Source organism: Helicobacter sp. NHP22-001 (genome assembly GCF_030270165.1).
GTDB classification, from domain to species: Bacteria; Campylobacterota; Campylobacteria; order Campylobacterales; family Helicobacteraceae; genus Helicobacter; species Helicobacter gastrofelis.
Genome location: NZ_BSWS01000001.1, coordinates 262597 through 282190, shown reverse-complemented (window position 1 = coordinate 282190; position 19594 = coordinate 262597). Strand labels below are relative to the sequence as shown.

14 protein-coding genes and 1 pseudogene are annotated in these 19594 nt (G+C 48.2%); 8 read left to right on the top strand and 7 right to left on the bottom strand.

Annotated features, from left to right (window positions below; genetic code table 11):
• Positions 1 to 3: 3 nt before the first annotated feature.
• From msrB to QSJ47_RS01480, 5 genes are read left to right on the top strand one after another with little or no spacing between them, the layout of a single operon-like run.
• Positions 4 to 969, top strand: a complete 966-nt coding sequence (gene msrB / locus QSJ47_RS01500) for a peptide-methionine (R)-S-oxide reductase MsrB (protein ID WP_285602355.1) — start codon at positions 4 to 6, stop codon at positions 967 to 969.
• The gene (locus QSJ47_RS01495; RefSeq protein ID WP_285602203.1) at positions 969 to 1931 is read left to right on the top strand and encodes a KpsF/GutQ family sugar-phosphate isomerase; all 963 of its coding nucleotides are present in this window, start codon (positions 969 to 971) and stop codon (positions 1929 to 1931) included. The genes msrB and QSJ47_RS01495 overlap by 1 nt, the downstream gene beginning before the upstream one ends.
• Before the next feature lies 1 nt (position 1932).
• On the top strand, positions 1933 to 2172 hold the full coding sequence (locus tag QSJ47_RS01490) for a DUF2443 family protein (RefSeq protein WP_221271972.1): 240 nt from the start codon (positions 1933 to 1935) through the stop codon (positions 2170 to 2172).
• A 9-nt stretch (positions 2173 to 2181) separates the two neighbouring features.
• Entirely contained in the window at positions 2182 to 3996 is a 1815-nt protein-coding gene (gene glmS, locus QSJ47_RS01485; protein ID WP_285602202.1) for a glutamine--fructose-6-phosphate transaminase (isomerizing), read from the top strand.
• On the top strand, positions 3989 to 4837 hold the full coding sequence (locus QSJ47_RS01480; protein ID WP_285602201.1) for a glycosyltransferase family 25 protein: 849 nt from the start codon (positions 3989 to 3991) through the stop codon (positions 4835 to 4837). Before glmS ends, QSJ47_RS01480 begins: the two co-directional genes overlap by 8 nt.
• Here QSJ47_RS01480 and QSJ47_RS01475 read toward each other — a convergent pair.
• The 7 genes and pseudogenes from QSJ47_RS01475 to flgD form a co-directional block, all read right to left on the bottom strand.
• Positions 4834 to 5535, bottom strand: a complete 702-nt coding sequence (locus QSJ47_RS01475) for a hypothetical protein (protein WP_285602200.1) — start codon at positions 5533 to 5535, stop codon at positions 4834 to 4836. The two genes, QSJ47_RS01480 and QSJ47_RS01475, sit on opposite strands and share 4 nt — an antisense overlap.
• Before the next feature lie 15 nt (positions 5536 to 5550).
• A pseudogene (locus tag QSJ47_RS01470) lies at positions 5551 to 6501 on the bottom strand (methyl-accepting chemotaxis protein).
• A gap of 191 nt (positions 6502 to 6692) precedes the next feature.
• The gene (locus QSJ47_RS01465) at positions 6693 to 7181 is read right to left on the bottom strand and encodes a PAS domain-containing protein (RefSeq protein WP_285602199.1); all 489 of its coding nucleotides are present in this window, start codon (positions 7179 to 7181) and stop codon (positions 6693 to 6695) included.
• Between the two features lie 41 nt (positions 7182 to 7222).
• Positions 7223 to 9217: an ATP-dependent helicase gene (locus QSJ47_RS01460; RefSeq protein ID WP_285602198.1), complete on the bottom strand. Its 1995-nt coding sequence runs from the start codon at positions 9215 to 9217 to the stop codon at positions 7223 to 7225.
• Entirely contained in the window at positions 9217 to 10923 is a 1707-nt protein-coding gene (locus QSJ47_RS01455; RefSeq protein ID WP_285602197.1) for a GmrSD restriction endonuclease domain-containing protein, read from the bottom strand. The genes QSJ47_RS01460 and QSJ47_RS01455 overlap by 1 nt, the downstream gene beginning before the upstream one ends.
• A gap of 3 nt (positions 10924 to 10926) precedes the next feature.
• Positions 10927 to 12735: a flagellar hook-basal body complex protein gene (locus tag QSJ47_RS01450; RefSeq protein ID WP_285602196.1), complete on the bottom strand. Its 1809-nt coding sequence runs from the start codon at positions 12733 to 12735 to the stop codon at positions 10927 to 10929.
• On the bottom strand, positions 12732 to 14147 hold the full coding sequence (gene flgD / locus QSJ47_RS08250; RefSeq protein WP_285602195.1) for a flagellar hook assembly protein FlgD: 1416 nt from the start codon (positions 14145 to 14147) through the stop codon (positions 12732 to 12734). Before flgD ends, QSJ47_RS01450 begins: the two co-directional genes overlap by 4 nt.
• Before the next feature lie 361 nt (positions 14148 to 14508).
• Here flgD and QSJ47_RS01440 point away from each other — a divergent pair, with 361 nt between their 5' ends.
• The 3 genes from QSJ47_RS01440 (at position 14509) to ffh (ending at position 19591) form a co-directional block, all read left to right on the top strand.
• The gene (locus QSJ47_RS01440) at positions 14509 to 15537 is read left to right on the top strand and encodes a YeiH family protein (protein ID WP_260321604.1); all 1029 of its coding nucleotides are present in this window, start codon (positions 14509 to 14511) and stop codon (positions 15535 to 15537) included.
• Between the two features lie 125 nt (positions 15538 to 15662).
• Entirely contained in the window at positions 15663 to 18257 is a 2595-nt protein-coding gene (locus QSJ47_RS01435; protein WP_285602194.1) for a valine--tRNA ligase, read from the top strand.
• Between the two features lie 2 nt (positions 18258 to 18259).
• The gene (ffh, locus tag QSJ47_RS01430) at positions 18260 to 19591 is read left to right on the top strand and encodes a signal recognition particle protein (RefSeq protein WP_221271963.1); all 1332 of its coding nucleotides are present in this window, start codon (positions 18260 to 18262) and stop codon (positions 19589 to 19591) included.
• The last annotated feature ends 3 nt before the right edge of the window (positions 19592 to 19594 follow it).

Sequence of the window (19594 nt, the reverse complement as noted above, 5' to 3'; positions counted from 1 at the left end):
AAAATGCACACAATTTATTTAGCCGGAGGGTGCTTTTGGGGTTTAGAGGCGTATATGGAGAGGATTTATGGGGTGAAGGACGCTCTAGTGGGCTATGCCAATGGCAAGAGCGATCAAACCAACTACCACGAATTACACAACACCGACCACGCCGAAACCGTGAAAGTGGAATTTGACCCCTCTAAAATCAGTTTGGATAAACTCTTGCTCTACTACTTTAAAGTGGTCGATCCCACGAGTTTAAACCAACAAGGCAATGACAAGGGGCGGCAATACCGCACGGGCATTTACTACACCGACAAAGCCGATGAGCCCATCATCGCCAAAGCCCTAGCCCATTTACAAAGCCATTACAAAGAGAAAATAAGGATTGAGCTAGAGCCTTTAAAAAACTTCGTGGTGGCAGAGGAATACCACCAAGACTATTTAAAGAAAAACCCCGGGGGCTATTGCCACATTGACCTCAAAAAAGCCGATGAGGTCATCATCGACCCCAACGACTACCACAAACCTAGCCTTGAGCAGCTTAAAAAGCAGCTTACCGACTTGCAGTATAAGGTAACCCAAGAGAGCCACACCGAACGCCCCTTTGACAACGAATACGACAAGCTAGACAAGCCGGGGATTTATGTAGACATCACCACGGGCGAGCCCTTGTTTCTCTCCACCGATAAATTTGACAGCGGTTGCGGCTGGCCCGCTTTCTCTAAGCCCATTGAAAAGGAAGTCGTGAGCTATGCCAAGGACACCAGCCACAACCGCATCCGCACTGAGGTTAAAAGCCGTGTGGGGCACGCACACTTAGGGCATGTCTTTGAGGACGGACCTAAAGAGCTTGGGGGCTTGCGTTATTGTATCAACAGCGCGGCCTTAAAGTTTATCCCCCTAGAGGACATGGAAAAAGAGGGCTATGGGGCTTTGATTCCCGTGCTTAAAAAAGCCCTGCTGAAAAAAGAGGTGCGCAAATAATGGACTACGCCCGCCTTGCTACACAGAGCCTAGATTTAGCCATTGAGGCGCTGCAAGATGCCAAGAGTGGCTTAAGCCACAGCACCCTAAAGCCCATTGTAGAGCTGTTGGGCAATGCCCCGCTTGTGGTGGTGATGGGGGTGGGTAAGAGCGCGCACATTGGACACAAAATCGCCGCCACGCTCACCAGCACTGGCACGAAGGCGGTGTTTTTACACCCCACAGAAGCCATGCACGGGGATATGGGGATTGTTAGTGAAAAAGATGCAATCCTAGCCATTAGCTATGGGGGCGAGAGCGTGGAGCTGTTGGAAGCCTTGCGTTACATCAAATGTGCCGGGGTTGTGGCGATGAGTAAGCACAAAAACAGCTCGCTTGCTAAGAGCGCAAGCTATCATTTAGAGCTAAAAATTAAAAAAGAGGCGTGCGGGTTTAACTTAGTCCCCACGACTTCCACCACCCTAAGCCTGGCTTTAGGCGATGTCTTGGCGGTGTGTTTGATGGCGTATAAGAACTTTAGCCAAGAGGACTTTGCCAAGAGCCATCCGGGCGGACTCTTGGGTAAAAAAATGCATTTAAGGGTGAAAGACATTTACCGCACCACCAATTTACCCTTAGTGGATGCCAATTGTTGCTTGCACGAGGCGCTCTTGGAGGCGACCGCAAAGGGGCTAGGCAATGCGCTTTTAGTGGATAGTGGGGGGCATTTAGTGGGGGTCTTAAGCGATGGGGACATTAGGCGCGCCCTTTTGCAGCCGGAAAACTTTGATTTAAACGCCCCGGCTAAAAACTACGCCACCTTAAAACCTAGGATCATCACCGACTTAGACATGCTCGTGGTGGAGGCACTAGAGCTCATTGAGCAAACCCAAATCTCGCTCTTAGTGGTGTGTGATAGTAAAAATCAAGTCTTGGGGGTTTTGCACCTACACACCTTACTTAGTCTAGGTTTAGGGAGCTAAAGTGTTTGAAAAATTAGAACTCATCATCAAGGACATTGAAAACGCCAAGGAAGAGGTAGAGCTTTTACTAAGGATCGCCCATTTGAGTTTGAGCGATTTTATTTTAATGAAGCGGGGGAGTTTGGACATCCCGCCCACTTTGGACATGGCGTTTTACACGCAAATTGGCGAAAGAGTGGAGGAACTCAAAGAGGCCATCAACGCCCTCAACAAATATAAACGAGAAATGTTGGTTTTTTAAAGGAATTTTATGTGCGGAATTGTGGGCTATTTAGGGCTTGCTGAGAAAAAAGAGCTGTTGATCCACGGTTTGGAGGAACTAGAATATCGGGGTTATGACAGCACAGGGCTAGCGGTGCTTGAGGCTGACAAACCCCATTTGCACTTATTTAAAGTGAGCGGCAAGGTGCAAGCCCTGCAAGAGCGCACCCACAACTTCAAATCCAACGGGCTAGGCGTGGGCATTGCGCACACCCGTTGGGCAACCCATGGCAAGCCCACAGAAGCCAACGCCCACCCGCACGCCTACAAATCCTGCGCCATCGTGCACAATGGCATCATTGAAAACTTCGCCCCATTAAAAGCCCAGCTACAAGAAAAGGGGCATGTTTTTTCTAGCCAGACAGATAGCGAAGTGATCGCCCATTTATTTGAAGAGGCATTGAGTCAAGAAACGCATATCAGCGTTAAAACCGCCCTACAAGCCTTTAAAAGCACTATCACCCAGTTGGAGGGGGCATATGCGATCTTACTCATTTGCGACAAGTTGCCCACCTGCATTTTTTACGCCAAACAAGGCTCGCCCCTACTCATCGCCACAGGTGAAAACGGGATTTATTTAGCCAGTGCGCCCAGTGCCCTAGTGGGCAAAGCTAGCCACATGGTGCGTTTAGCCGATGGGGTGGTGGGTGTGCTTGAGGCGGATAGACCCTTAAACCTAGAAAAGCTGGGCAAGCTAGATAGCGTCCCCACAGATAGCCAGCAGGGCGATAAAGAGGGCTTTAAAACCTATATGGAGAAAGAGATTTACGAGCAGGGCAGGGTTTTAACCCTGCTTGGGCGCTTAAGCCCCAAGGGCGTTAGCCTAGAGTTGCCCGAGGGCTTTTTAGAGGGGGTGAGCTGTCTTAGCATTTGTGCGTGCGGGACAAGTTACCACGCTGGACTCGTGGGTAAATACTTGATCGAAAGTTTAGCCGGGCTTAAGGTGCAGGTGGAGCTAGCCAGCGAATACCGCTACGCCCAGCCCGCCACGCTAAAGGGCGAGCTCTTCATCGCCATCTCGCAAAGCGGAGAGAGCGCAGACACCCTAGAGGCGTTAAAACTTGCCAAGACTCTAGGCTTAAAGACACTTGGCATTTGCAATACCCAAAGCTCGAGCATGGGTGCTTTGGTGGATGCCATGCTTTTAACGCATGCGGGGCTAGAACGCTCTGTGGCCTCCACGAAGGCCTTTGCCAGCCAAGTTTTGGTGCTGTGGCTTTTAGCCTTGCAACTTGCCAATTTAGGAGGGACTTTAGAGCCTCAAGAGGAGCAAGCCCACCTACAAGCCTTAAGCACAAGTTTAGACACCATGCAAGAGGCATTAAAGGCACACACCCAAATTAAGGACTTGAGCATCCAAATAGCCAAAAGGGATTTAAAAGGGTATTTTTTCATGGGGCGGGGGGTGTTTTACCCGCTTGTGCTTGAGGGCGCGCTCAAACTCAAAGAGATCGCCTATGTGCACGCACAAGGCTACGCCAGTGCCGAGATGAAACACGGGCCCATCGCCCTAGCCGATAGCACTCTTTTAAGCACGACTTTACTCCCACAAAACCTACTCTTTGCTAAGAATTTAAGCAATGTGGAGGAGCTCAGTGCCCGCGATTCTTTGATTTTCGCCCTAAGCCCCCTAGAGGTCGCCCCTGCCACCTTTTACTTAAGAACTCCACCCTATCCCCACTACATGAACGAGTTTTTTTATATGCTCGTGCTTTTGCAGCTCTTTGCCCTAGAAATGGCGCAACTAAAAGGGTTAGATGTAGATAAACCCCGCAATTTAGCTAAAAGTGTGACCGTTGAATGAAAATATCCCCATTTACATCATACACCTAGAAAACTCCGCTAGGGACATTGCCCCCCTACTGTGGCATTTAAACTATCTCTTGGAGAGAACTCCCCACAAGGGTTTTTCTATACAAGTGTTTAACGCTGTCCATGGGCATAAGGACTTCTTAGCTAAGGGCATCACCTACACCCACACCCACGCCGTGTTTAACAATTTTAGCCCCCACCTGCCCGACTTTAAAGAGGGATTAAGTTTAATGCGCCTTGCCTTAAAAAGCCGTGTGAACTTCCAAAGCTTCGGGCAACTGGGGTGCTTTGCCAGCCATTATTTGTTGTGGCAAGAGTGCGTGAAACTGCAAAAACCCATCATTGCGTTAGAAGACGATGTTTTACCCACTTTTGAGTTTTTTGAAAAATGCGCTTTAGGGTTAGAGGGTCTCTACACAAATAAAGCCCAAATGGTGCGGCTTTTTGCCCCTTACTTTAAACGCCACTGCTTGACAAAGTCTAAGGGATATCACTTTGATCAGCTCTTTAGTCCTATGGGGGGCATGGGGACACAGGGGTATATCTTAAGCCCGCTTGGGGCGCAAAAGCTCATCGATCGTTGCCCCGAGCAATGGATTTTACCCGTAGACACCTACATCGATGCCTACTACACACATAAGGTTTCTTGCTTAACTTTTAAAAATCCTGCCCTATTTGTGGATGAGCTCGTTTCACAAATCCCACCCAGCACGGACTATTTTAAGGGCAAGCTTAAGTTTTTCTCTCATCTCATGCGGGCGTGTAATTACATACTCAAGTGCCGTCTCTTTGTGCAACACTTGCTCTTTTCATTTTTAGCCCGCAAGGCCTAACAGCCAATGCTTAGGCGGGCAGAGAGCATGAAGTCCTCTTTGGCTGGGGTGCCTTGGGTTTTAAAGCGGGTGGGGACGGGGCTGGGGTAAAAGTCTAAATGCTGGATATGGCATTCTTTCTTGAATTGTTTGCCCATCCAGCTCACTTGTTCTTGGGCTTTTTTAATCAAGTCTTGGCGCAAGACACTCCAATCCACCTCTTCTACTTGGGGGTAAAGGGCAGGGGTGCTTGGTAAAATGAGCCCAGTTTTTGACACCACTTGAGAGATTTTGTCTTTTAGATCATCGTAGGCTTTGAGCTTGTCTGCGGGGATTTTACAATCCATCACACCTTGCAAGTTGTAGCCGTTTAAATTTTGTTTAGGTCCAAAGCTGTAGTAGGGGTGCAAGCTGTAGGTGGCTTGTTGGCATAAATGACTCTTTTGGACTAAATCGTTGATCTCTTTAAAACTCTCTTTGATCGCCTTGTCCTGCTCAGGGCTTAAGGTTTGGCTCTTTAAGAGCTCTTGGCTCGCGCTAAAGATAAAATGCGCGCTATAAGCTTTAGGGGTTAAAGCTTGCGTGCTTTTGATCTGTAAAGTGATGCTACTCTCTTGGTTCTTTTGGTGTTTGCCTAAAACAAAGCGTTCAAAACTAAGCCCACCGATAAAAACCACCAAAAATACCGCAATTACAAATGCATTTTTAACATATCTCATCGTTACCCTTTGTTTTTAAGAGATTTGGATTTCATCCAACTTTTTAAGCCTTGCGCTCATTTGCTCCACCTCATCTAAATTGTAGTGCTCTTTGATGTGCCCGATCACCTCTTTGACAAGAAGCAAGCTTTGCTTAGGGACTTTGTCTAGGGCGATGTCCGTCTTGTTGGTCAACACGCTGCGATAGACATGCATTTTTAATACAATCCACTCAATATGGTGCATGACATGGTTTAAACCTATTTCAAGCTCTTGGTTATTGTCTATGCTTCTATGGCTATCATCTACGAACGCCTCCAACACCTTTAAAAACTCCTCAAAATGTGCGTTAATGCCCGTGCTTAAGCGTTGCACCTCCACGAAAGCGGCGACCACTTTATTAATCTCTTCTTCAAAACTACTAAAACTGCTTTTAATGTTGTTGACCTCTTTGGTCACCCTCTCGGCTAATTTACGGATCTCATCAGCCACCACCGCAAAACCTCTGCCCTACTCTCCGCTTCTGGCTGCCTCAATGGCGGCGTTGAGTGAAAGTAAATTTGTCTGATCGGCAATGTCGCTAATCACATTTGTAACCTGCATGATGAATTCCATGTTGCTTTTGAGTTCATCCATCACGGCATTTGTATTCGCACAGCTCGCATTGAGATCGTCTAAGTCTGTATGTATGCCGTGGATTTTATCTTGGCTTTTTAAAGAATTTGCCTCGATATTTTGGGCTAACTCTTTGTTTTCCAAGCATTGCTTAACACGCTCAGATAATTCACCAAGCACCTCTAAAATGCCCTTGGCTCCCCCACCCATCTCTGCTAAACGCAACACAATTTCGCTATTATTAGCTTTTATGATCCCATCGACATGGGACTTAGCATGCGTGGCGTATTGTTTAAAAATCCCCCGATAGCCCTCTTCAAAAACATTTCGATAATCCTTGCCCTCCTTAGCCGCCTGCACGCATGCATTCATTTCCCTAAACACCGATTCGACTTGGTCTAAGAAATCGTTTAAATCGTGCATGATCTGGCTATAAGGACCTGCCTCATCGATCTCTGTCATGCGGCACTCCAAATAGCCGTCTCTAATTTGGGCGGCGAATTTTTGGATTTTAGCTAAAGAAACATCCGGGCTAGTGCTGAACCACTTAAGCATGTGCATCCTCATAGGCGTTGGAGTTGGTTGACCCATTGTTCATAATTACATTCTTGCTTGAGCAAAAACTCTTCAAAAACCCGCTCACTCTCAGCAACCCCACTCTTTTTCTCGGCTTCTAACAAACGGGCATAAAGGGGGATGACAATCTCTAGGGCTTTTTTATTGGGGGCACGCCGCACAGAGTAATAGCCAATGATGTTGTGTTGCTCATCGATGGAAGCAGTGATGTTGGCAAAAACCCAATAAAAATGCCCGTCAAAGGTTTTATTTTTAACATAGGAAAAGATTTCTTTTTGTTTGGTGATGGTTTCCCACATGAGCTTAAAGATCAAAGCGGGCATGTCAGGGTGGCGGACAATATTATGCGGTTTGTGTAAAATATCTCTCTCATGGCAATTCAAAATTTCTAAAAAAGGTTTATTAGCGTAGGTGATGTTGCTCTTTGTGTCTGTTTTGGTTACCAAAAAATAATTCTTATCAACAAACTTTTCCATGATCTCCCTTTGGCACTCCAACCCCTTGATTGTATCTAAAATTAATAATCTTTATCTTTAGAATTTATCAGCCCCCCCTCGATTAAAAAGCGCGAAGGTTCATAAGCGGTCTTTTTCATTTTATCCTCTTTGGCGTAGGACAAATATAAATGATCTCTAGCGCGGGTTACCGCCACATAAAACAGCCGCCGCTCTTCCTCCAAGCTCCCACTTTGTTTGGCTAGCTTGAGGTTAGGAAAGCGCCCCTCCATCAGATCGATCACATACACCGTGTCAAACTCCAGCCCCTTGCTCGCATGCACGCTTAAAAGCTGCACCCCACTGCCGCTTGCCATCTCTTTAGAGCCTAAGACCATTGCGTGCAAGAAGTCGCGCAAACCTTTATAACTTGTGGCAAGCTGCACCAATAAATCCACCCTTTGTTTGATCTTATCTAATGCGCTCTCGCATAGTTTTTCATCCACGCGCCCATCTTTAAGTTTCGCCCGCTCTCTAGCTAGGCTTTGGGTGATGTTGTCAAACCACGCCGACCTAGCAATATGGGTTAGGCTATGGGCGGGCAACTTAGGGCTATAAGTTTTGCAAAGGGTGTAGAGTTGGTCTAAAAAAGTGGCGGCGGTTTGGCTGAGTTTGGGGTGGGTGAGTAGGGGGTGGTTTTTAAACGCAGGGCTCACTTGGTGGGTGGGGGTGGCTGGGGGCAGAATGGATTCAAACAAGCCCATTTGGGGGCGTTTAGTTTGCGGGTAGGGGTTCTTGTTGTTGGGCTTTAACAAGCCTTGTAGGCTATTGCCATCGCCTAAAATTTGCAGGGCTAAATAAAGGTCTTTGGCTAGAGCGTTGCCAATCCCGCTGCCATGGCTTAAAACCTGCATGGTCGCCATCATGTCCTTAGAGTAGCTCAAAAAAGCGCAAGTGTCCAAGAGTAATTTCACTTCCTTGGTGTCAAAAAACCCCACCCCCCCCTTGCGCCTTGAGGGCACGCCAAGCTCCCTTAGTGCCGCCTCGCACCCCTCAGCACTGGAGTTGTTTCTAAATAAAATCGCTGTGTCTTCAAACCCCCCCCGCCTAGCGATGTGTGCCGCAATGCCCTTGTATTGCTCAAACAGCTCGCCATATTGCAAAAGGGTCGGGGTGGAGGGGTTAGCCGCTTTCACCACCTCCAATTGCTTGGGGTAAATGCGGGGGTTGTTGGCGATGACTTTATTGGCAAGGCTTAAAATCGCACGGCTGGATCGGTAGTTTTTCTGCAAGGTGAAGACTTGAGCTTGTTTGTACTTCGTGGCGAAATTGCTAATAATAGAAATGTCCGCCCCATTGAAGGCGTAAATGCTTTGGTCGTAATCGCCTACGCAAAAAAGGCTTTGGGGGCGCAACGCGTCTAAAACCGCGTCTTGCAAGGGGTTAGTGTCTTGGTATTCATCGCACAGCACTTCTACAAAGGCAGGGGGCTTTTGCGCCATGGTTTCCTTGTAGCGCAGCAACAAGTCGTTGTAGTCTACATAGTTTTGTTCTCTCTTAAGCTCGTTAAAAAGCTCTAGGGCACACTCATAACGCTGAATGTAGTCGGCTTGTTTGGCGTTGCGCCCTAAGAGCCAATCGGCAAAACTCTCTTTACTTTGGGCGTTGATATAGTAGGAGTGTAGATCGTATAAGTGGCTCGCCCCATAGGCGTCGTCTTCTTTGGTCTTGTGGTCCTGCTCTAAAATGCTTTTAAGCAGGGTTTGCATTTCTCTAGGCTGTTTGAGGCAGAGCGTGGGGTCAAAGGTTTTTAAGTAGCGGTAGGCGATGGCGTGGAAGGTCCCCGCTTCAATGGCGGCGGCTTTGTCTGTGTGCTGGGCGAGTCTTGCCTTCATTTCTTGGCTGGCCTTGTTGGTGAAGGTGAGCAATAAAATTTTCTTAGGGTCAATGCCGCTTTCTAGCAGGTGTAAAATCCGCCCCACAATGGTGGAGGTCTTGCCCGTGCCGGCTGAGGCGATGACTAAATTCGCCCCTAAGGGGGCTTTGGTGGCTTGTAATTGCTCCGCGTTTAAACCCACTAAGTCAGCTCTTTGATTTTGTCTAAAATCGCCGTAGCACGCAGTTTTAAAAAGTCTTGGTAGTTCTCAAGCACTTTAGGGTCGTTTATGTCGATTAAATGGGTTTTGAGGCTATCTTGCAAATGGGGGTTTTTGGCGTGAAACTCGGGGATATAAACCTTAGGGGGCTTGTCTTTGATATGCTGGTTGAGCTGTGCGCTTAAAAACGCCACATTGGCGATCACATCGGGGTTGCTCTTGGGGGCTATGTGTTTTAAGTGGTTTTTGGGGAAGAAGTGGTGTAGGTTGCGTTTTTTGGTGTTTTGCAAAAAGAGATTGTCGAGCACCACTTTACTATTGTTATCAAAATCCCTAGGTTCTAAAGTGGCGAGCACACATAAAACCCCCCGATGCAATCCGCTTTTAATGTTGATTTTCTCTCCTGTCAAAAACTCTTGGGTGATGCTATAAAATGGGAGTTCTTTTTTAAAATCAATGGGCTTTTCTTCATAAATGCACTTCACCAAACCTAATTGCTTCAGCAGAGTGTCCCCATCTGTTTTAGTGCTAAAAAACGCCCCCCTAAAAAAGAGTCGCCTTAAGTTGGTGATTTGGCTAGCGTTAGGGCTTTTATATCCGCTTAGGGCGTAAAAATACGCCATAAGCATGAATAGACCCACTGAGGGCAAAAAGTCAAAAGAGGGGATTTTTAAGTCGTGCTTGAGCAAGTGGGCGGCGCGAGAAAAGCAGGGGGCGGCAAAATTCCATGTTTCTTGCACCTTCTCGGGTTCTAGTTTTAAAATGGTGGGGATGGAGATTCTTGCTTTTAAATTAGACGCATTGCTGTGCAATAAATACGAAATGAGTTGCAGCACCACCATAGGCTGGTTAAAGGCGTAGTCCAAGTGCCCCAGCTCATCTGTGAGGTTTTCAAAGCACTCTTGCAAGTCAAATTTTGGCTTGATGATGATGGTTTGGCTGGGGTCGGTTTTTGCAGGGCTGTAAAATTTTGCACACATCACTTCAAAGGGAGTGAGCTTTGTCCCGCCCGTGTTGATCCGTGCAAAAATCTCCACAATTTGCTCTAGTGGGGCGTTGTCAATGGCAACAATGGGGAAGCGGTAATTCTCCATGCGCTTTTTAAACTCTTCAAAGCGTTTCGCCTCTTGCAGGCTCAAGTTGTATTTTTCTTGTATCTCCAAAATGCTTTGGGTGATGAGGTCATAGACGCTCACCGCCACTTCATTAAGCTCGGCTTTAGGGTCGCCCACAAAACAAAAATCTTTGTCCTCATCGGCTTCTAGCCTTAGCATGATGTCTTTATAATCGTCTATTTTTGGGGGCTTGGTTACGGGGGTCTCTTGCTGGGTGTTCTTTTCTTGGTAGTGGTCTTTCTTGCGCTTTCTTTCAATTTGCAAGCCCTTAAAAACCACAAACAACGCGCCCATGCGCTGTTGCCCATCTAGGACATAATAAATGTGCTCCTCTGCTTTGGGCTTTCTAATCTCCACCTTGCCTATTTTGCGATTGGCCTGCAGCCTCTCTTTGGTCTTCCACAGCACGAAGCTGCCCGTAGGAAAACCCCTAACAAGGCTGTCTATGAATTTAGCCACCTGCTCCTTACTCCACACAAAATCGCGCTGAAACCTAGGGATTTGGTACTCGCCCTCCTCTAAAAAGCGCACCAACTGCGCAAAACCCTTTTCATCGTAATTGCAAAAGGACATGCTCTACTTCTTTAAATTAATCGCTTCTTTTACCAAATCATCGCCCGTAGTGAAGGCTTTAGCATTCATAGAATAACCCCGCTGCATTAAAATTAAATTCGTAAGAGAGCTGCCGGCATTGACATTGCTCGTTTCCAAATATTTATGCATGACCTTGCCAAACTTCAACTTGCCATCATCGCGATCCCAGCCTAAAATGGGGTTGCCGCTTAGAGGGGCTGCTCGCCCGTTTCTTGTAACATTGGCGATGTCAAAGAGATTGCTCCCCACTTTGCGCAGTCCTTGATCATTGGTGAAGGCGGCGATGCCCACCCGCCCCATCGTTTCGATCGCTCCATTGCTAAAAGCCAAATGGATCACCCCATTGTCGTCGATACGCATGTTTTGCAACAAGCCTTTAGGCTTGCCATCTTGGGAGATTTGATAGATTTTGGAGTCTTCATAGGGCACATCGCTGGATTGGTAATCCTCGCTCTTGGCGATGTTGTAGGTCAAGGGAGTGCCTTTAAAGTTTAATGTAACGGGCTTGGCCTGCATTTTGCCGTCTTTGTCAAAGGTGATCGTTTGGCGCACGGTTTGCGGAGTGATGGGCAGCTTGGAACGCATTTCTATAATGGAGCTCTCCACATCCCATTTCTCTGTGGTGGGGGGGGTTGCCATCGGGTCTTTGGAGTTAGTCATAAAAAAGTCGCTCTTAAGCAAATACTTATCCCCGCCCTTGTCGTAAATCTCGGCGGTGGTGCTGTAAAAGGGGATTCTAATCCCCACAGAGTCGCGCGTTTCGCCCTTTTTAAGGATCATCCCACTCGCCGTCCAACCGAGTTTCTCCGCCATCGGCCCGCCGATAAACAGCGTGGCTTCGGGGTCTGTGGGGTTTTTGATCTGTAGCATGAGTGGGGATTTGATCTGATCGGGCTTGCTTTTGGCGATCGTTAAATCTAAGTTGGCTTTGGTTTTTAAGAGATTTTTTAAATCGCCCAGAGTGTGGAACTCGTTTTTTTCAGGCCCGCCCGTGCCGTATTTAAAGGTCAAGTCCTGCGCCATGTCGCCTTTAACCATCATGATCTCCAAATTGCGGTGCATGGCTAGATCCAAAGGCTCGTTGTCGTCATTGGCTAGGGCGTTGGCGTCTTGGTTTAAAAAGCGCTCGTTGATGATCTCGCCATCTTTATTTAAAAAATACTCTTCAGCGGGGCGGACATGGTTTTTGGCATTTAAATTGAGACTCATGTCCACCTTAGTGGTCAGCACGGGTTGGTATTGCACATCTCGGGGCAAGTATAAAGTGCTGAGTTTGCCGCTTTTTAAAATCTTGGCTTCTTCATCGGGGTTGCCCGCTGTCAACACCCCATTTTTAATCTTATGTAAATCCACGCCATAGAGGTAGTAGCCATGCGTGTTGACGATGTAGCCATCCGCGTCCCTTAAAAAATTGCCCTCCCTAGTGTAAAAGTTCTCTTGCGCCTGCTTGTAGCCATCCTTATTGATCTGCATGCTCCCGTTTTTATTCGGACCCACAATGAACCACCCGCTCCCCTGATAGGCCATGTTGAACTCGCCATCGCTGGGCATATACTCGCCATCGCGATCGGAAATGGCGTTGCTCCCCTTAGTAACCCCAAAGTTGCGATCATCGGCGGTAACATTGCTCGCCCCCAAAGTGTCCAAATGGGCGGAGAAAAGGGATTTAAACTCGGGGGTGTTCTCTCGATAGCCCACCGTGTTGATGTTGGCGATGTTGTTAGAAAGGCTGTCGATGCCAAACTGGTGGGTCTTGATGCCTGAATAGGCGTTTAAAAGGGTGTCGTTCATGCAAGACTCTTAGAAGTGGGGTTAGCGTGGGTGCTGGCTTGTTCCAAAGGATTTAAGCGGTGTGTGTGCGGTGCTGTGCTAGTGGTGCTGGCGTGGTTAAAGCCTTGATTGGGGCGCGTGCCCTGTGCAGTGTGGGCTGTGGTGTTTAAGGGGCTAGGTGCATTGAGCGGGCTGTGGTTGTTGGTGCTGTGTTGCACTGCACTCAAAGGACTGTGGCTGCTGGCTTGGTTTAGCCCGCCATTTTGGGCGGTGTGTGGGGTGTTTAGGGGGCTTTGTGTGTGTGGCACATGCGGGCTTTGGGGGGCGTGGCTGGGTGTTTGGTTTAATGCGCTTGTCTGCGCGGTGTGTGGGGCATTTAGGGGGTTTGTGTGGCTAGGGGTGCTTAGAGGCGTGTTATGCGCTAGGGGGGTTGTTGGGGCGTGGGTGGTGGCGTTGAAGCTTTGGGCTGTGCCTGCGTGGCTGGCGGTGGGGGTTTTGGCAAGAGTGGGCAGATTGTTTAAATTTGTGGGTTTAGCCGCTTGTGTAGGGGCGGTGGGTTTGGGAGCAGATTTTTCGGGCACAAAATGCACGGCGTTTTCTCTTTGCTCTTTTTCTCGTCTGGTGGTGTTGCGATCGTAAAACTCTAGGGCACTATCCATTGGCAAGACCATTTCGCCCATGCGTAACATCGGTTTGCCCTTTTCAAACACCACGCTTTGCACTTCACCCCGCCCTATGCGGGTGTGTAGGTATTTGTTACTCTTGGGGTCTAAATTATACTCGGCAAAGACTTCATAAGTGCCCGGGGCGACAGGCTTGCCTTGATCGTTCAAGCCGTCCCACTCAAAGCGCACATACCCCCCCTGCCCCTCTTTGCTTTTGAGCGATAGGGTGCGGACCAATTGTTTATCCTTGTCAAAGATTTGCACCCCCGTGTTGCCCTCGCTGTTTCTAATGGGCTCGTCAAAGTAGAGCGAAAACTCGACCTTGCCCTTTGTAACATTGATCCCCTTGACATCGGTTTCGGCGATTTTGCCAATCATCGACACGCTGTTAAGCCCGCTCGCCTGCGTCATCGCCAAGTTGCTTTTTAAGGTGTTGTCCACGCCCTGATCTAGGTGGTCTAAGGTTTCTTTAAGCTTGCCCTGAAAATCCTTTAAGGATTTGTTTGTGTCCCTCGTAGATTGCATCGCATCGGCGACTTCCTTCATCGCCTTTTTGTTCTCCTCTTGCATTTCCACTTGCGAGAGTTGGGCGGTTTGGCTAATGATTTTATCCGTTTCCATCGGGGCGGTCGGGTCTTGGTTTTTGAGTTGCTCTAAAAAGAGCTTCATAAAAGCGTCTTTATCTAAGCCATTGGCGATCTTAGGCTCGTGTTTCTTTTTTTCCATCGCCGCCTTTTGCCCCGTAACTTCGGCTAAATCAATGGGCATGCCATCCTCCCAAACCTAAGAATTAGCCCCCATTATACACTAGAAACCCTAAAGCTTAAAACCACCATGTGTAAAGGGTAAAAATTTAGTTTTTTACTCATCTTCCCCAAAAGGATTAGAGTATATGTAAACAGCGTTGGATGATTGGAGTCGACAGCTTGAGACTAAAAAACATAGATAATGCCCATGTGCCTTTCGCTCTAGGGGCGTTAATACCGAAAAAAATTATCTTTAAGCCCTTTGCCATTGCAAATATGCTAAAAACCGGACAGCGATTACTCCATGCGCCTTTGAATAGAATGCGCAGATTAATCACAGCGAAATAAAATAAAGTTGAGGCATGCACACACATAGGAATATTATGTTGGGTTCAATCTTAGGGCTTTGTGTCATAGGGGTTTTAGCCCTTGTGTCGCTAAAAATCGCCCATTTACCCTTTTTAACCACACACCACATTTCGCCCTTGTTAGTGGCGGTTTTAATTGGGCTCTTGGGTTCGTTTCTTTACCCAAAAATCGCCTACTGGACGCACCACGGCGTGCATTTTAGTGCTAAAAAGCTCTTGCGCTTGGGTATTATTTTATACGGCTTTAATGTTACGATCAACGATATTCTGCACTACGGCTACACCCCCTTGTTTGTGGCGTTGGTAGTGGTTGTAGGGATATTCTTACTCGGGGTGTGGCTGGGGGGCAAAATGGGCTTAGAGAAAGACTTAAGCATGCTCGTGGCGTGTGGGAGTGCAGTGTGTGGGGCGGCGGCGGTCTTGGCTTTAGAGAGTGTGCTTAAATCCCCTCCCTTTAAGGGCGTGGTGGCGGTGGGCACCGTGATCGTCTTTGGGCTCTTGGCAATGTTTCTTTACCCCTTTGTTTATAACTTGGGCTGGGTGCCCTTAAGCCCCCTTGCTGAGGGTGTGTATATTGGGGCGACCTTGCACGAAGTCGCCAATGTTGCGGGGGCAGCCAGCGGGATTTCTTTAGAAGCCGAAAAGGTCGCTGTAACTATAAAAATGGTGCGCGTGATCATGCTCATCCCCTTGCTTTTAGCCGTGTCGTTTTACTTAAAAAGCACGAACGCTGAACACAAGCACAAGGTCAAATTACAAGTGCCTTGGTTTGCCTTTATTTTCTTAGGCATGGTGGTGGTGCACTCTTGCTTACAGCCCTTATTTGGCGGCTTTGTGGCGCCCGAGGTGCTCAAACACAGCGTGGAGATGTTGCGTTTTGGGTCTGTGGTGTGCTTGGTGTGCGCGATGGGGGCTTTGGGCTTACAAGTGGAGCTAAAAAAGTTTTTAAGCTTAGGGGGGCGCGCTTTTGGTTTAGCCTTTGCACTTTTTATCATTTTAATCTTTGGGGGTTTTGGGTTGGTGAAGGTGTTTTTTGTGGGATAGCGTAGGAAACGCTCAAATAGCTTAGTCGCGCTTAGAATAAGTGCTATCCATGCAAAAACGCTATGCATCCTTTCCTTCTTAAGCCACTTCAAGCTAGAATAAACCAAAAACTTCTAAGGATTCTCATGGACTTCCCTCCCTTTGACAACGCCCTAGAAAAACGCTTTTACCAAATTTGGCAAGAGCGGGGGCATTTTGAGGTGAGTGAGGATACAACCAAACCCCCCTTTTGCATCATCATGCCCCCACCAAATGTTACCGGCAAGCTACATATGGGGCATGCGCTCACGCTGAGCCTGCAGGACATTTTGGTGCGCTTTAAGCGCATGGATGGGTATCGGGTGCTTTACCAACCGGGGCTAGATCACGCCGGCATCGCCACGCAAAATGTCGTGGAAAAGCAACTTTTAGCGCAAGGGGTAAGAAAGGAACAACTCGGGCGTGAGGCGTTTATTAAAAAAGTGTGGGCGTGGAAGGAGGCTTGCGGGGGGCAGATTTTAGAGCAGATGCAAGAGCTTGGGGTATCTTGTGCGTGGAGTCGCTTGCGTTTTAGCATGGATAGCGGGCTAGAGAAGGCTGTAAGGCTCGCCTTTAAAGCGTGGTTTGATAAGGGCTTGATTATCCAAGACACCTATATGATTAACTGGTGTTGCAAGGACGGGGCTTTAGCGGACATTGAGGTGGAGTATAAAGAGGAGCTAGGCAAGCTGTATTATTTACGCTATCCGCTAGAAAGTAGGGGAGAGGTGGTGGTGGCGACCACGCGCCCAGAAACTTTCTTTGGGGATGTCGCTCTAATGGTGCACCCTGAGGATGAACGCTACAAACACCTAATCGGGCAAAACGCCTTATTGCCCCTCACACACCGCTCTATCCCCATTATAGCCGACGAGTATGTCGATCCTAGCTTTGGGAGTGGGTGCGTGAAGGTTACGCCCGCCCACGACCCTAATGACTATGCTGTGGGTAAAAGGCATAATTTAACTCCTTTGGTGATTTTTAACGAGCAGGGGGTGTTAAACGCACATGCCGGGGCATTTGCTGGGCTAGACCGCTTAGAGGCACGCCCTAAGATTGTAGAGGCTTTAAAAGAAGGGGACTATCTTAAAGAGGTGCAAGAACACCCGCACCAAGTGGGCGTGTGCTACCGCTGTGATAGCCCCATTGAGCCCTACATTTCTAAGCAGTGGTTTGTCAAACAAGAAGTTGCCAAAGGTTCTATAGAAAAAATGGCGCAAGGTTTAGCGCAATTTTACCCCCCCCACTGGCGCAACAACTACAATGCGTGGATGCAGGAGCTGCGCCCGTGGTGTATCAGCCGGCAACTTTGGTGGGGACACCAAATCCCCGTTTTCACCTGCGCTAACAAACACCAATTTGTGCCCCTAGAAACCCCCACACACTGCCCCACTTGTGGCGACACCCACCTAGAGCAAGACCCCGATGTGTTAGACACTTGGTTTAGCTCAGGGCTATGGGCGTTTAGCACGCTAGGCTTTGCCCAAGAAGGGCTAGAGGGCTTTGAGGGCGTGAAGTTTAACCTCGATGATTTAAAAGACTTCTATCCAAATAGCGTGTTAATCACGGGTTTTGATATTCTCTTTTTTTGGGTGGCAAGGATGCTTTTAAGTGGGGAGAGTTTGCTAGGCAAGTTGCCCTTTAAACACATTTACCTACACGCTTTGGTGCGCGATGAAAACGGCGAAAAGATGAGTAAATCTAAGGGCAATGTGATCGACCCCTTAGAGCTCATTAAGACCTATGGGAGCGACTCCGTGCGTTTTGCTTTGGCGATGTTATGCGTGCAGGGGCGGGATTTATGCCTAAACCCCAAAGTGCTAGAGCAAGCCAAACACTTTAGCCACAAGCTCTACAACGCCGCCTTTTTCTTAAGCACACAACCTGCCACCAAAACCACCGGCTTTAACACAAGCTTAGGGACATATGCCAAATCCCGCCTAAATGCCGCTACTAAAGAGGTGCGCTACGCTTTGGAGCTTTACCGCTTCAACGATGCCACCACCGCCCTTTACCGCTTCTTTTGGGGTGAGTTTTGCGACTGGGTGCTGGAGTTTTCTAAGGCGTTCAAGCACAGCCAACAAGCCCCCCTAGTCTTTGGTGAGCTTGTCGCAGTGTTTCAAGAGGGCTTGAAACTCTTGCACCCCTTCATGCCCTTTCTTAGCGAGTATTTACACCAAAGCCTAGATCAGCAGAGCCTAGAAAATGCCCCGTCCATTATGATAAGCCCCTACCCCAAAGACAGCACGCAAGATGAGGGGCTGGAGGCACGCTTTAACTTAATGAAAGAGAGCATCACCGCTTTAAGACGGCTTAAGATTTTGCTAAACGCCCCCATTGAGTCCGCTTCTATTGAGAGTGCCACCGCCCTAGAAGTGGAGGATTTGCAATGCATTAGCAAACTTAGCAAAATCCCTAGCATTTCTGTAACGCAAAGCAAACCGCCTAAATCTTTGAGCGACACGGGGGAGCTGGGTGTAGTGCATGTCAGCCTAGAGGGGGTGGATGTAAGCGCGCTTGTAGGGCGTTTAAAAGCACAATTAGAGAAGTTGAAAAAAGAGCAGGCGAAGTTAAACCTAGACAACCCACAATTTTTAGAAAAAGCCCCCAAAGCCTTATTAGAGAGCCTGCAAGAACGCAGCAAGACCATACTTGAAAAACAAGCCCAAGTGCAAAAAGAACTTTTAATGCTAGAAGGATAAGTATGTTTGACACCTTGACACAATCTTTTAAAAACGCCTTAGGCAAAATCCGCTTCCAAGACGATTTAAAAGCCCTAGAAAAAGCCCTAGATGAGCTCAAAAAAGCTTTATTAAGAAACGATGTCCACCACAAAGTCGCCAAAGAGCTCGTTAAAAACATAGAGGCAAAGACCAAAGCAAAGGGCATTGGCAAACAGCAGTTTTTAGACGCACTGCAAGAGAGTTTATTAGAGATTTTGAGTGTGCCCGGGGCTGCTAGCGGTTTTGTCTATGCCCCCACACCGCCCACGATCGTGCTGATGTGTGGCTTGCAAGGGGGGGGCAAAACCACGACTTGCGCCAAGCTAGCAAACTACCTCAAAACCCGTAATAAAAAGGTGTTGTTGGTGGCATGCGATTTGGAGAGGTTAGCCGCTATAGAGCAGTTGCAGGTTTTGGGGGCACAAATCGGGGTGGAGGTGTTTCATAAAGAGGGGAGCGTGCTTGACATTGCTAAGGGGGCACTAGAGAGGGCGAAAGAGGGGCAGTTTGATGTGGTGCTTGTGGATAGTGCGGGGCGTTTAGCCATCGATAAGCCTTTAATGGACGAGCTCAAAGCCCTAAAAAATCTCTTAAACCCGCTGGAAACCTTCTATGTGGCGGATGCTTTAAGTGGGCAGGACGGGGTGCGATCCGCCCAGACTTTCCACACCGAGATAGGCATTAGTGGGGTGGTGTTAAGCAAGTTTGACAGCGACAGCAAGGGGGGCGTGGCTCTTGGCATTGCCCACCAACTTCAAATCCCCTTGCGTTTTATCGGGCATGGGGAGAAAATCCCCGATTTAGATATTTTCGTGCCTGAGCGCATCGCTAATCGCCTCATGGGCGCGGGCGATATTGTGAGTTTAGTAGAGAAAACTAGCAGTGTGATCGACCCCAAAGAGGCCAAAAACATTTCTAAAAAACTCAAAAAGGGGCAATTTGGCTTTAACGACTTTTTGGAGCAGTTAGAAAAGGTTAAAAAGCTCGGCTCTATCAGCTCTTTGGTGTCGATGATCCCCGGGCTTAGTGGGGTGGCAGGGGCACTTAAGGGCACGGATTTAGAAAACTCAGCGGAGATCAAAAAGATTAAGGCGATGGTGAACTCCATGACCGCTAAAGAGCGCGACAACCCGTCTATCCTCAATGGCAGCCGCAAAAAACGCATTGCGCTAGGCTCGGGGTTAGATGTGGCTGAGATCAATAGGATTTTGAAGAGATTCGATCAAGCAAGCCAGCTTGCTAAAAAGCTCAGTTCTAAGGGGGGTGTGGCGAATCTACTCCACATGTTGCAACAAAATCAGCCTCCTAGATGATTT

What these genes read in the sequence shown, in the direction of transcription:
- flgD (WP_285602195.1), bottom strand. Translation starts at nt 14,147, where the DNA reads ATGCCCATTGATTTAGCCGAAGTTACGGGGCAAAAGGCGGCGATGGAA.
- QSJ47_RS01495 (WP_285602203.1), top strand. Translation starts at nt 969, where the DNA reads ATGGACTACGCCCGCCTTGCTACACAGAGCCTAGATTTAGCCATTGAG.
- QSJ47_RS01455 (WP_285602197.1), bottom strand. Translation starts at nt 10,923, where the DNA reads ATGTCCTTTTGCAATTACGATGAAAAGGGTTTTGCGCAGTTGGTGCGC.
- QSJ47_RS01440 (WP_260321604.1), top strand. Translation starts at nt 14,509, where the DNA reads ATGTTGGGTTCAATCTTAGGGCTTTGTGTCATAGGGGTTTTAGCCCTT.
- ffh (WP_221271963.1), top strand. Translation starts at nt 18,260, where the DNA reads ATGTTTGACACCTTGACACAATCTTTTAAAAACGCCTTAGGCAAAATC.
- QSJ47_RS01435 (WP_285602194.1), top strand. Translation starts at nt 15,663, where the DNA reads ATGGACTTCCCTCCCTTTGACAACGCCCTAGAAAAACGCTTTTACCAA.
- QSJ47_RS01475 (WP_285602200.1), bottom strand. Translation starts at nt 5,535, where the DNA reads ATGAGATATGTTAAAAATGCATTTGTAATTGCGGTATTTTTGGTGGTT.
- QSJ47_RS01465 (WP_285602199.1), bottom strand. Translation starts at nt 7,181, where the DNA reads ATGGAAAAGTTTGTTGATAAGAATTATTTTTTGGTAACCAAAACAGAC.
- msrB (WP_285602355.1), top strand. Translation starts at nt 4, where the DNA reads ATGCACACAATTTATTTAGCCGGAGGGTGCTTTTGGGGTTTAGAGGCG.
- glmS (WP_285602202.1), top strand. Translation starts at nt 2,182, where the DNA reads ATGTGCGGAATTGTGGGCTATTTAGGGCTTGCTGAGAAAAAAGAGCTG.
- QSJ47_RS01450 (WP_285602196.1), bottom strand. Translation starts at nt 12,735, where the DNA reads ATGAACGACACCCTTTTAAACGCCTATTCAGGCATCAAGACCCACCAG.